This window comes from Aeromicrobium sp. Root495, from assembly GCF_001426755.1.
GTDB lineage: Bacteria > Actinomycetota > Actinomycetes > Propionibacteriales > Nocardioidaceae > Aeromicrobium.
The window spans coordinates 2,216,643-2,228,776 of record NZ_LMFJ01000001.1 but is presented as its reverse complement, the minus strand read 5'-3'; the positions used below and the strand labels follow the sequence as shown (position 1 = coordinate 2,228,776).

The window sequence follows — 12,134 nt, the reverse complement described above, 5'->3', positions numbered from 1 at the left end:
CTAGCATGGCAAGGCTGACCTTGGTCAGGCAATCCTGACCTCACCCGAAGGGCTCACTCCATGAAGCGCACCCTCGCCGCGCTCGGCCTCGCCGCCGTCGCCTCCGCCTCCCTCTCCGCCTGCGCCGAGGAGCCCGACGCGTCGTCGGGCGCCATCGCCGTGGCCGCCTCGGACTCCTCCTGCTCGATCTCCAGCACCGACCTGGAGGCCGGACCGGCCACGTTCAAGGTCACCAACAAGGGGTCGCGCGTCACCGAGTTCTACGTCTACGCCGACGGCGACCGCATCATGGGCGAGGTCGAGAACGTGGGCCCGGGCCTCACGCGCAACCTCGTGGTCGACCTCACCAAGGGCACCTACGAGGGCGCCTGCAAGCCCGGCATGGTGGGCGACGGCATCCGCGAGACCCTGAAGGTCACGGGCGAGGCCGCCAAGCCGCTCTCGGACTCCGAGGAGCTCACGGCCGCCGCCGACAGCTACGAGCGCTACGTCGAGAGCCAGACCGGCGCCCTCATCGACAAGACCACCGAGTTCGTCGACGCCGTCAAGGCCGGCAACGTCGACGAGGCCAAGACGCTCTTCCCCGTCGCGCGCACCTACTGGGAGCGCATCGAGCCCGTCGCGGAGATCTTCGGCGACCTCGACCCGCTCACCGACGGCCGGGAGGCAGACGCCAAGGCCGAGGGCCGCGACTTCACCGGCTGGCACCGCATCGAGAAGCAGCTCTGGGTCTCGAACAACACCGAGGGCATGGACACGTACGCCGACGACCTGCTCAAGAACGTCAAGACCGTCGTGACCCAGAGCAAGGAGAAGCCGCTCACCGCGCTGCAGCTGGCGCAGGGTTCCAAGGGTCTGCTCGACGAGGTCGCGACCGGCAAGATCACGGGCGAGGAGGACGAGTTCAGCCACACCGACCTCTGGGACTTCAAGGCCAACATCGAGGGCTCGCAGGCCGCGATCGCCTCGCTGCGCCCCGTGCTGGAGGACCAGGACCCCGCCCTCGTGAAACAGCTCGACGCCCGCTTCAAGGCCCTCGACACCGAGCTGAACCAGCACCAGGCCGAGGACGGGTCCTGGACGTTCTACGACCAGCTCAGCAAGGCGCAGATCAAGAAGCTCTCCGACGCCGTCGCGGCGCTCAGCGAGCCCATCAGCCAGGTGGCGTCCGTCGTGGCCAAGTCGGCCTGACCATGACGAGGCCCTCCGTGTCACGCTGGTCAGCGTGAACGACGAGCAGACCACCCCGACGCCCGGCGTCTCCCGCAGAAGACTGCTGGGAGCGGCCGGGCTGGGTGCGCTCACCGTCGGTGCCGCCGGCGCTGGCGCCGGGTACGCCGTGGGTGGACGTCCCGACGCGGTGGCACCCGACCCCGACGCCCTGCCGGTGGAGTTCACCGGCAAGCACCAGGCCGGCATCGTCACGCCCGCCCAGGACCGCCTCTACTTCGTCGCCCTCGACATGTCCTCGGAGTCGCGCGACGACCTCATCTCGCTGCTCAAGGACTGGACCGCCGCCGCCCGTCAGCTGACCCAGGGCAACGAGGTGGGTGAGCTGGGCGCCGTGAGCGGTCCGCCGCTCGCGCCGCCGGAGGACACCGGCGAGGCACTCGGCCTCGCACCTTCGCGGCTCACCCTCACGATCGGGTTCGGTCCCACCCTGTTCGAGAAGGACGGCAAGGCCCGCTTCGGCCTCAACGGGAAGAAGCCCGAGGCCCTGGTCGAGCTTCCGCCGTTCTCCGGCGACCGCCTGGCGGAGAACATCAGCGGCGGCGACCTGTGCATCCAGGCCTGCGCCAACGACCCCCAGGTCGCGGTGCACGCCGTGCGCAACCTCGTGCGCATCGCCTTCGGCCGTGCGTCGGTCCGCTACTCGCAGATGGGCTTCGGCCGCACGTCGTCCACGTCGGCCGCGCAGGTCACGGCCCGCAACCTCTTCGGGTTCAAGGACGGCACGGCCAACCTCAAGGTGGAGCAGACGAAGGCCGTCGACGAGCACGTCTGGGTCCACGGCGACGACGGACCACCGTGGCTCGTGGGCGGTTCCTACCTCGTGAGCCGCAAGATCAACATGCGCATCGAGACGTGGGACCGCGAGTCGCTCGAGGGCCAGGAGGCCATCATCGGGCGGACCAAGGGCTCGGGCGGCCCCACCAGCGGTGGCGACGAGATGGCCGCGATCGACTTCGAGAAGAAGGGCCCCGACGGCGAGCCGCTCGTGGGCGCCAAGTCCCACGTGCGCCTGGCCCATCCCGACTTCAACGACGGCGTGCAGCTGCTGCGCCGTGGCTACAACTTCGTCGACGGCTCCGACGGGCTGGGCCAGCTCTCGGCCGGCCTGTTCTTCATCTCCTACCAGCGCGACCCGAAGCAGTTCGTGACGATCCAGCGCAGCCTCGCCGGCCCGCTCAACGACCTGCTGAACGAGTACATCGTCCACGTGGGCTCCGGCATCTTCGCCTGTCCGCCCGGCGTCGACGCTCAGGGCTACTGGGGCGAGACCCTCTTCACCGTCTGAGCGGTGCAGGATCCACCGCGCGTCGGGCGGGCGGCTCGTGACGTCCCGGTGGCGGAGCGATGTCGACCCGGTGAATGAGATCTCCGATACTCCGGGTATCTGACTGCTGCGCGGGCCACATACTGCGAGTATGGTGACGGTATGCCTGCCTCCAGCACGTTGTTCCCGCAGTCACGCATCGACGTCCTGACGGCTCAGATCCGCTCCACCACGGGTGAGAGCCGCACCACCACCTCGCCCTTCACGGGGGAGCCGCTCGCCGTGGTCCCGGTCTCGAGCCTCGACGACGTCGACGCTGCCTTCGACGCCGCCCGCGCCGCCCAGGTCCGCTGGTCCCGCACCGCGGTCCGTCAGCGGGCCAAGGCGCTCCTCAAGCTCCACGACCTCGTGCTCGAGCGCCAGGACGAGCTCCTCGACCTCATTCAGCTGGAGTCGGGCAAGAGCCGCCGGCACGCCTTCGACGAGATCGCCCACCTCGCTCTCACCGCCCGGTACTACGGCCGCCGTCTGCGCCGACAGCTGCGACCCGACGGCCGGCCTGGTGTCATCCCGCTCCTCACCGACATCACCGTCCACCATGTCCCCAAGGGCGTCGTCGGCATCATCAGCCCCTGGAACTACCCCCTCACGATGGCCGTGGCCGACGGACTGCCGGCCATCGCAGCGGGCAACGCCGTGGTGCAGAAGCCCGACAGCCAGAGCCCTCTCACGGCGCTCGCGGGCCTGGAGCTCCTGCGCGACGCGGGCTTCCCCGCCGACCTCTGGCAGGTCGTGAGCGGCGCCGGTTCCGTCGTGGGAACGGCCCTCGTGCAGCAGGCCGACTACATCTGCTTCACGGGCTCCACCGCCACGGGCACAGGCATCGCCAAGCTCGCGGCCGAGCGCCTCATCGGGTACTCGCTCGAGCTGGGCGGCAAGAACCCCATGATCGTCCTCCCGGGCGCCGACGTGGAGAAGGCCGCCGCCGGAGCCGTCAACGCGTGCTTCTCCTCCGCCGGCCAGCTGTGCGTCTCCATCGAGCGCCTCTACGTGCACGACACCCTCTACGACGCGTTCCGCGCCGCCTTCGTGCGCCGGGTCGACGCGCTGAGCCTCGGCGCCTCGCTCGACTGGGACGTCGAGATCGGCTCGCTCGTCTCGCCCGCCCAGCTGGAGACGGTCACCAAGCACGTGGCCGACGCCGTCGCCAACGGCGCCACCGTCCTGGTCGGCGGCGAGGCCCGTCCCGAGATCGGCCCGTACTTCTTCGAGCCCACGGTGCTCGAGGGCGTCACCGACGCCGCCGAGTGCTTCGCAGGCGAGACCTTCGGTCCGCTGGTCTCGCTGTACCGGTACAGCCAGGTGGAGGAGGTCGTCGAGCTGGCCAACGCCGGCGAGTACGGCCTCAACGCCAGCATCTACGGTCCCGTCCGCCAGGCCAAGGCCATCGCGACCCGCATCAAGGCCGGCACGGTCAACATCAACGAGGGCTTCGGCGCCACCTTCGGCAGCATCGACGCCCCCATGGGCGGCATGCGCACCTCGGGCACCGGTCGTCGTCAGGGCGACGAGGGCCTGTACCGCTACACCGAGACCCAGTCCGTGGGTGTCCAGAGACTTCTTCCCGTCAGCGGACCCGCCTTCGTGAAGCCCCAGCTCTACGCGCGTCTGATGACCTTTGCGCTCCGTCTGATGCGCCGCACCCCCCGAGCCTGAGAGGATCCCCGCATGAGCAACAGCACCGAGCAGGACTTCGACTACGACGTGATCGTCGTGGGATCCGGTTTCGGCGGCAGCGTCACGGCGCTGCGCCTCACCGAGAAGGGCTACAAGGTCGCCGTCCTGGAGGCCGGCAAGCGCTTCAAGGACGAGGACTTCGCCAAGAGCTCCTGGCGCCTGCGCAAGTTTCTCTGGATGCCCCAGCTCGGCTGCTACGGCATCCAGCGCATCGACAAGCTCAAGGACGCGCTCATCCTGTCCGGCGCCGGTGTCGGCGGCGGCTCGCTCGTGTACGCCAACACGCTGTACGAGCCCCTCGACCCGTTCTACAAGGACCCTGCCTGGGGTCACATCACGGACTGGAAGACCGAGCTCGCGCCGTACTACGACCAGGCCAAGCGCATGCTCGGCGTCTCGATCTACCCCATCGAGACGGCCGCCGACCGCATCATCAAGAAGGTCGCCGCCGACATGGGCGTGGAGGGCACGTTCCACCACACGCCCGTCGGCGTCCTCTTCGGCGAGCCCGGAGCCGACATGGGCGACCCGTTCTTCGGTGGGGCCGGCCCCGACCGCAAGGCCTGCATCAACTGCGGCGAGTGCATGACCGGCTGCCGCCACAACGCCAAGAACACCCTCGTGAAGAACTACCTCTACCTCGCCGAGGAGAACGGTGCCGAGGTGCACCCGCTCACCACGGTCACCGACGTCCGCCCCCTCGAGGGCGGCGGATACGAGGTCGAGACGCGGCGCACCAACCGCCGTTTCCGCCCGCACAAGAAGCTCCGCGCCCAGCAGGTCGTGTTCGCGGCCAGCACCATGGGCACGCAGCGTCTCCTGCACAAGATGAAGGACTCGGGCCAGCTGCCCCACGTGTCCGACCGGCTGGGCCTGCTCACCCGCACCAACTCCGAGGCCCTGCTCGGCGCCATCGCCGACGACCGCGACGTGGACTACAGCCACGGCGTGGCCATCACGTCCTCGTTCCACCCCGACGAGTTCACCCACATCGAGCCCACCCGCTACGGCAAGGGCTCCAACGCCATGTCGCTCATGCAGACGGTGCTCACCGACGGCAGCCTGCCCGGTGCGCGCTGGAAGACGTGGCTCAAGGAGATGTGGCGCCAGAAGGCCAACCTCTTCAAGCTCTACGACCTGAAGCACTGGTCCGAGCGCACGATCATCGCCCTCGTGATGCAGACGCACGACAACTCCATCACGACCTACACCAAGCGCGGCATCCTGGGGCGCAAGCGACTGACGTCGCGCCAGGGCCACGGCGCGCCCAACCCGGCGTTCATCGAGCCGGGTCACCGCGCGGTGCAGAAGATGGCCGAGCACATGGGCGGCACCGCCGGAGGCACCATCGGCGAGCCGTTCAACGTCCCGCTCACGGCCCACTTCATGGGCGGCGTGTGCATCGGCGACTCGCCCGAGCACGGCGTGATCGACCCGTACCACCGCCTCTACGGCCATGAGGGCCTGCACGTCGTGGACGGGTCGGCCATCACGGCCAACCTCGGCGTGAACCCGTCGCTGACCATCACGGCCCAGGCCGAGCGCGCCATGTCGTACTGGCCCAACAAGGGCGAGCTGGACCCGCGTCCCGCGGTGCAGGCCGAGTACCAGCAGATCCAGCCGGTCGCGCCCAAGAGCCCCGTCGTCCCCGACGACGCCCCCGGCGCCCTCCGCCTGCCCATCGTCGGCGTGAGCTGATCCCAGCTCCCTGAGCCTGTCGAAGGGCTGGGGGTCGGAGGGGTCAGACGCGCCAGTCGACCTCGTGCACCACGTGGGTGCCGGCGAGGCCCTTGAGCTCGACCTCGCGGGAGTCGTCCACGACGACGCTCTCCGGGTCGAGCTCGGCCAGGACGGCGTCGCTCACCCAGATCTCGCCCCCGCCGGCCTGCGCGGCCACCCGCGCGGCGTAGGCCACGTTGCGTCCGAAGAGGTCGTTGTCGCGCTGCACCGCCGAGCCCTTGTGCGCGCCGATACGGATGCGCACGTCGACGAGGCCACCGCGGGTGGAGCCGGTGACCGTCCGCTGGGCCTGCACGGCGGCGGCCACCGCCTCGTGCGGCTCGGCGAAGGCGACCATGAAGCCGTCGCCCTGCGTCTTGATGACATGGCCGGCGTGGGCCGCGACCGCCTTCTTGAGGGCGCGGTCGTGCTTGGCCAGGAGCTGGACCCAGTCCTTGTCGCCGAGTCGGTCGTTGAGCGCCGTGGAGTTCTCGATGTCGGAGAACAGGATCGTGACGGTGCCGTCCTTGGCCGCCATCCGGGCCAGGTCGGGACGCTCGACGTCGGCCCATCGGGCGAGGTCGTCGATGGAGCTGCGGAGCATGCCGCCGAAGCCCTTGTCCTTCACGGCGATGCCGGTGCCCACGACGGTGCGGACGACGTCGCTGGCCGTGGGCACGCTGAGCCGGGGTCGTGCGGGTCGACGGCCCTCGGCCAGGCGCTGCTTGAGGGAGCGGACGCGCCGTCGGGCACCGAGCAGCAGGCCGAACGTCACGGCCTGCAGCACCACCAGAGCGACCACGACGCCGCCCAGTGCCCACTCGAGTCCGGTCACGGGCCCACGCTAGCGAACCCGGGCCCGTCAGGCCGGCAGGCTCAGGGGGTGACCTGGCCGGAGTAGAAGCACTGCGCTCCGCCGATGTCGTTCGCGAAGACCGAGAGCGAGTAGCTCTCGCCCGACGACACGTCGGTCATGCCGCCGACGAAGGTCATGGTGTCGACGCCACCGCTCGGGACGAGGAGACCGAGCTCGCCGCCGGTCACCTCGCCGGCGGGGTAACGGATCATGGTCGCTGCTGCACCGTCCTGCGACCAGGCTCCCCACAGTCGCAGGTTGCCGAAGTTGGTCCGCTTGACCAGGAGGTTGGGGCCGGAGCTGTTGCAGTTGCCGTAGACGAGGAAGTCGTCGATCGCGGCCAGGAGCTGAGGCCCGTCGCCGACCGCCGTGGCGAAGTCGACCGACCCGGGACCCTGGAGCCCGCGCTCGCCTCGCTCGCCCGGGATCCCGGGATCGCCCTTGAGGCCCCGCAGTCCCTGGAGGCCACGCTCGCCGGTGGCTCCGGCGAGACCGGGCTGGCCGGCGATCCCGGTCGCGCCGGTCCTGCCCGTGGGTCCGGTCGCACCCGTCGCACCCGTCGCACCGGTCTTCCCGGTCCGCCCTGCCTTGTTGACGCTCACAGCCGTGGTACCGGTGGGGCAGACGTTCTTGCTGCTGGCGCTGCGCACCACGTTCTTCTTCGTGACACACACCTTGACGGTGCTGCTCGTGGTGGCCGACCAGGCCAGGGCTCCACCCCCGACGACCAGTCCGGCCACGAGGGCACCAGCGAGGGCAGCTCGACCTGAGATCCGCATGACTCATGGTCGGACCGGTCGGCCGGTGCGCGGACCGGTTCCGCCGTGATTACGCGCGATCCCCACCGTCGGCCCCGAGGTGCACCCGCGCGAGCTCGAAGCGACTCGCCACGTCCCAGCGGCGCAGGGCGTCGCCGACGTGCTTCTCCACCGCCTTGACGCTGACACCCAGGGCAGCGGCCACCTCGGCGTTGTCGAGACCGCGGGCGACGAGACCGACGACCTCGCTCTGGCGCGGTGTGAGGTCGCGCGGCGGAGGCGGCTGCTCCCCGCGCGGTCCCTCCGAGGCCAGGAGCGCGATGCGGCTGCTGACGCCGAACGCGCACAGGATGCGGGAGAGGTGGGTGCGGACCGTGGCGGGGGAGAGGAAGAGCTTCTGCGAGATGTCGCGCGTGTCGAGCCCGGCGAGGACGAGCTCGGCGACCTCGCGCTCCCGCACCGAGAGCTCGGACCAGCCGCCCGCGCTCCGCGGAGGCAGGCGGCGGCGAGCGCCGGCAAGGACCTGGCCCGCCGAGCGGCGCATGGCGCGGTGACCCGTCTCGTCGGAGTGCTCCACCTCCTCGCGCAGTCCTCGGGAGGCCTCCGCCACCTGGTGTGCGGCGATCCTGGCCCGCGCCAGCACCACGGCGCCCTCGGCCACCTCGATCCCTCTGCCCTCGCTGCGGGCCGCCTCGACGGCGCGCTCCGCGTGCTCCACGGCGGCCGTCGCGTCGCCGTCGTGCAGTGCCACCCGGGAGCGGAGCCGCGCGCAGGCGGGGAAGGCGATGGGGTGGTCGGCGATCTCGAGCGAGGCCTCGAGCCAGGCGTGGGCGGCGTCCGCGTCGTCCGCCGCGACGGCGGCGTTGGTCAACAGCTCGAGCCCGATGGCACGGTCGATGATCGTGAGGTGCGACAGTGCGGCGTCGTCGTCGACGAGGAGCAGCAGGCTCGCAGCCTGCCCGACGTCGTCGATCGAGATGGCCCCGAACGCGGCGAGCAGGTAGACCCCACGACCGAGGTAGTCGACGGCCGGCACCTGCTCGGCCACGAGGGTGTCGATGAGCTGCTGCGTCTCGTCGGCCCGGTCCGCGTTGCCCGTGAGGAGGATGGCCACGGCATCGGCCAGCGGCGACAGCCCGTGCCGTCTCGCCGCCGGTCTCAGGCGGTCGAGAGCGGTGAGGGCGTCGTCGATGCGCCCGGTGAACCCGGCTGCCCGGGTCTCGGTGGCGAGCATCATGACCTCGTACGGGTGACCGGCCCAGGCGCAGGACCACGACGACCCCTCGGCCGCCCGCATCGCGACGTCGAGGCGGGCACCATCCAGCGCGGCCTCTGCGACGAGGTACCGGGCGAACGACCAGTCGGCTCCGCCGTCGTCGTGGGAGGCCAGGACCTCGAGTGACCGCTCCCAGTCGGCACGTCCATGGGCTGCGGGCTCACCGGCCACCGCGAGACCGAGCGCCGCGACGGCCAGGACCTCGTCGAGGGGGCGTTCGGCTCGTCGTTCGGCGTCGTCCGCGGCCTTCAGGCAACCGGGAAAGTCGCCCACCCAGAACCTGGTGAGCGCCAGCAGCGTGTGGTCGAGCGTGGACCGCGGCTCGGGCAGCTCGACCGGGACGCCGGAGCGTTCTCGCACGAGGCGAGCCAGGATCTCCTTCGAACCTGCGTCCATGCGCCGCATCGTAGTCCTGCCGAACCTGTGATTACGCGGAATCACCACTACCGGCGGCCGGTCGTGGCGGCCACAGTGGCGGCATGCGCCTCTGGTCCGCCGCTGCGGTGGCTTCCCTCGTCCTGCTCACCGGCTGTGGAGGCGACGACTCCTCCGACGCCGACAGCCCCGCTGCCACGGGCACCTCCTCGCCGCAGGCGGGCGAGAAGGCCGCCGAGGCGCCCGAGGACGTCTGCGCGGTCCTGTCCGACGCCGACGTCAGCGCCGCCGTGGGTTCGACGCTCGTCGCCAGCCAGGACCCCGGCGGAGGATGCACCTACAAGCCCGAGGATCCCCGTGCACTGAGGGTCGCCGTGACGGTGCTTCGCGCCGACGAGGGTGGCGGCTTCGAGTCCTACGTCGCCGGGCTCAAGGCCTCGTACGAGACGTTCGCCAAGAAGGACCTGCCCGGCGTCGGTGATCGCGCGGTCGTCGCCTCGGGCGCGACGGTCTACGGCGGCAGCCTCCAGGCGGCCTCCGTCGCGGAGGTGAGCGGGCTGCTCGTCAGCGCGAACGCCCTCGGCGGCACGGAGGAGGAGCTGTCCGACGCGGCGGCGAAGACGCTCACGATCGCGGTCGAGAAGCTCGGCTGACCTCTCGCGAGCGGGTCACGGTCCAGGCGATAGCGTGGGGCCCATGGCGAAGATCATCTACACGCTCACCGACGAGGCACCCATGCTCGCGACCTACTCCTTCCTCCCGGTCGTCGAGGCGTATGCCTCCACGGCCGGCGTGGAGGTCGAGACCCGCGACATCTCGCTGGCCGGCCGCATCATCGCGGCCCTCGGCGACCTGCTGCCCGCCGACCAGGCCGCGCCCGACGCCCTGGCCGAGCTGGGTGAGCTGGCCAAGACGCCCGAGGCCAACATCATCAAGCTGCCCAACATCAGCGCCTCCATGCCGCAGCTCAAGGCGGCCATCGCCGAGCTGAAGCAGCAGGGTCTCGACCTCCCGGACTATCCCGACAACCCCACGTCGGACGCCGAGAAGGACGTCAAGGCCCGCTACGACTCGGTCAAGGGCAGCGCCGTCAACCCCGTCCTGCGTGAGGGCAACTCCGACCGCCGGGCTCCTTCCTCGGTCAAGAACTACGCCCGGAAGCACCCGCACTCGATGGGCGCCTGGAGCAGCGACTCCCGGACCAGCGTCGCCACGATGGGCGAGAACGACTTCCGCTCCAACGAGAAGTCGGTCGTGGTGCCCGAGGACGGCACCCTCACCATCCAGCACGTCGCCGCCGACGGCACCACGACGGTGCTCAAGGAGTCGGTCAAGGTCCTGGCCGGCGAGGTCGTCGACGCCACGTACATGAACGCCGCGGCGCTCGACGCGTTCCTGACGGAGCAGGTGGCCAAGGCCAAGGCCGACGGCGTGCTCTTCTCGGTCCACCTCAAGGCCACCATGATGAAGGTCTCCGACCCCATCATCTTCGGCCACGTCGTGAAGGCCTTCTTCGCCGACGTCTTCGCCCGGTACGGCGACGACCTCGCCGCCGCCGGCCTGAGCCCCAACAACGGTCTGGGCGGCATCCTCGCCGGGCTCGACGCGCTGCCCAACGGTGCCGAGATCAAGGCCGCCTTCGAGGCCGGCATCGCCGACGGGCCCGCGCTGGCCTACGTCGACTCGGACAAGGGCATCACCAACCTGCACGTGCCGAGCGACGTCATCGTCGACGCCTCCATGCCGGCCATGATCCGCACGTCGGGCCACATGTGGGGCGCCGACGGCCAGGAGGCCGACACCCTCGCCGTCATCCCCGACAGCAGCTACGCGGGCGTCTACCAGACGGTCATCGACGACTGCCGCGCCAACGGCGCCTACGACCCCACCACCATGGGCTCGGTGCCCAACGTCGGGCTCATGGCGCAGGCGGCCGAGGAGTACGGCAGCCACGACAAGACCTTCGAGATCGAGTCCGACGGCACCGTCCAGGTGGTCGACGGGTCGGGCGCGGTGCTCCTCGAGCACCAGGTCCAGGCCGGCGACATCTGGCGCGCGTGCCAGACCAAGGACGTCCCGATCCGCGACTGGGTCAAGCTCGCCGTGACCCGCGCCCGGGCGTCGCAGACTCCCGCCGTCTTCTGGCTGGATCCGTCGCGTGCCCACGACGCCACCCTCATCGAGAAGGTCAAGACGTACCTGCCGGAGCACGACACCGAGGGCCTGCAGATCGAGATCATGCCGCCCGACGAGGCCACGCAGTTCTCCATCGACCGCATCCGTCGGGGCGAGGACACCATCAGCGTCACCGGCAACGTGCTGCGCGACTACAACACCGACCTGTTCCCCATCCTGGAGCTCGGCACGAGCGCCAAGATGCTCTCCATCGTCCCGCTCATCAACGGCGGCGGCCTCTTCGAGACGGGCGCCGGAGGCTCGGCGCCCAAGCACGTGCAGCAGCTCGTCAAGGAGGACTACCTGCGCTGGGACAGCCTGGGTGAGTTCCTCGCGCTGGCCTCGAGCTTCGAGCACCTCGCCACCTCCACGGACAACGCCCGGGCCCAGGTCCTGGCCGACACCCTCGACCGCGCCACCGGCACGTTCCTCGACGAGAACAAGTCGCCCGGACGAAAGCTCGGAAGCATCGACAACCGCGGCAGCCACTTCTACCTCGCGCTCTTCTGGGCCGAGGAGCTGGCGAAGCAGACCGAGGACGCCGAGCTGGCTGCGGCCTTCGCCGACATCGCGGGCAAGCTGCGCGCCGACGAGCAGACCATTGTCGACGAGCTGCTCGCCGTGCAGGGCAAGCCGGCCGACATCGGCGGCTACTTCCGCCCCGACGCCGAGAAGACCACCCAGGTCATGCGCCCGTCGGGCACGCTCAACTCGATCCTGGACTCCCTGAGCGTCTGACCG

At 70.4% G+C, this 12,134-nt stretch carries 9 protein-coding genes; 6 read left to right on the top strand and 3 right to left on the bottom strand.

The genetic code is table 11. The annotated features are described in order from the left end of the window. Window positions 1–60: 60 nt before the first annotated feature. From efeO to ASD11_RS11060, 4 genes are all read left to right on the top strand, one after another. Window positions 61–1,191: an iron uptake system protein EfeO gene (gene efeO, locus ASD11_RS11075; RefSeq protein ID WP_056287071.1), complete on the top strand. Its 1,131-nt coding sequence runs from the start codon at window positions 61–63 to the stop codon at window positions 1,189–1,191. Window positions 1,192–1,225: 34 nt separating this feature from the next. Further along, entirely contained in the window at window positions 1,226–2,518 is a 1,293-nt protein-coding gene (efeB, locus tag ASD11_RS11070) for an iron uptake transporter deferrochelatase/peroxidase subunit (protein ID WP_200940122.1), read from the top strand. A gap of 141 nt (window positions 2,519–2,659) precedes the next feature. Then, entirely contained in the window at window positions 2,660–4,213 is a 1,554-nt protein-coding gene (locus ASD11_RS11065) for a succinic semialdehyde dehydrogenase (RefSeq protein ID WP_056287064.1), read from the top strand. 12 nt (window positions 4,214–4,225) lie between these two features. Then, a complete protein-coding gene (locus ASD11_RS11060) occupies window positions 4,226–5,932 on the top strand; it encodes a GMC oxidoreductase (protein ID WP_056287061.1) in 1,707 nt (568 codons plus the stop codon). A gap of 43 nt (window positions 5,933–5,975) precedes the next feature. On the opposite strand, the gene ASD11_RS11055 is transcribed toward ASD11_RS11060, so the two are convergent. The 3 genes from ASD11_RS11055 to ASD11_RS18665 are packed head-to-tail and all read right to left on the bottom strand — an operon-like array spanning window position 5,976 to window position 9,239. After that, window positions 5,976–6,788, bottom strand: coding sequence for an adenylate/guanylate cyclase domain-containing protein (locus ASD11_RS11055; protein WP_235503305.1), 813 nt, complete (start codon window positions 6,786–6,788; stop codon window positions 5,976–5,978). A 41-nt stretch (window positions 6,789–6,829) separates the two neighbouring features. Next, window positions 6,830–7,588 (bottom strand): collagen-like triple helix repeat-containing protein, encoded by a 759-nt coding sequence (locus ASD11_RS11050; RefSeq protein WP_056287058.1) that lies wholly within the window; start codon window positions 7,586–7,588, stop codon window positions 6,830–6,832. A gap of 49 nt (window positions 7,589–7,637) precedes the next feature. Beyond that, window positions 7,638–9,239: a helix-turn-helix domain-containing protein gene (locus tag ASD11_RS18665; protein ID WP_056287055.1), complete on the bottom strand. Its 1,602-nt coding sequence runs from the start codon at window positions 9,237–9,239 to the stop codon at window positions 7,638–7,640. A gap of 83 nt (window positions 9,240–9,322) precedes the next feature. Here ASD11_RS18665 and ASD11_RS11040 point away from each other — a divergent pair, with 83 nt between their 5' ends. Then, complete coding sequence (locus tag ASD11_RS11040; RefSeq protein WP_056287053.1) at window positions 9,323–9,871, top strand: DUF3558 domain-containing protein; 549 nt, start codon at window positions 9,323–9,325, stop codon at window positions 9,869–9,871. 43 nt (window positions 9,872–9,914) lie between these two features. After that, window positions 9,915–12,131 (top strand): NADP-dependent isocitrate dehydrogenase, encoded by a 2,217-nt coding sequence (locus ASD11_RS11035; protein WP_056287050.1) that lies wholly within the window; start codon window positions 9,915–9,917, stop codon window positions 12,129–12,131. Window positions 12,132–12,134 lie beyond the last annotated feature (3 nt).

What these genes read in the sequence shown, in the direction of transcription:
- ASD11_RS11035 (WP_056287050.1), top strand. Translation starts at nt 9,915, where the DNA reads ATGGCGAAGATCATCTACACGCTCACCGACGAGGCACCCATGCTCGCG.
- efeO (WP_056287071.1), top strand. Translation starts at nt 61, where the DNA reads ATGAAGCGCACCCTCGCCGCGCTCGGCCTCGCCGCCGTCGCCTCCGCC.
- ASD11_RS11040 (WP_056287053.1), top strand. Translation starts at nt 9,323, where the DNA reads ATGCGCCTCTGGTCCGCCGCTGCGGTGGCTTCCCTCGTCCTGCTCACC.
- ASD11_RS11065 (WP_056287064.1), top strand. Translation starts at nt 2,660, where the DNA reads ATGCCTGCCTCCAGCACGTTGTTCCCGCAGTCACGCATCGACGTCCTG.
- ASD11_RS11060 (WP_056287061.1), top strand. Translation starts at nt 4,226, where the DNA reads ATGAGCAACAGCACCGAGCAGGACTTCGACTACGACGTGATCGTCGTG.
- ASD11_RS11050 (WP_056287058.1), bottom strand. Translation starts at nt 7,588, where the DNA reads ATGCGGATCTCAGGTCGAGCTGCCCTCGCTGGTGCCCTCGTGGCCGGA.
- ASD11_RS18665 (WP_056287055.1), bottom strand. Translation starts at nt 9,239, where the DNA reads ATGGACGCAGGTTCGAAGGAGATCCTGGCTCGCCTCGTGCGAGAACGC.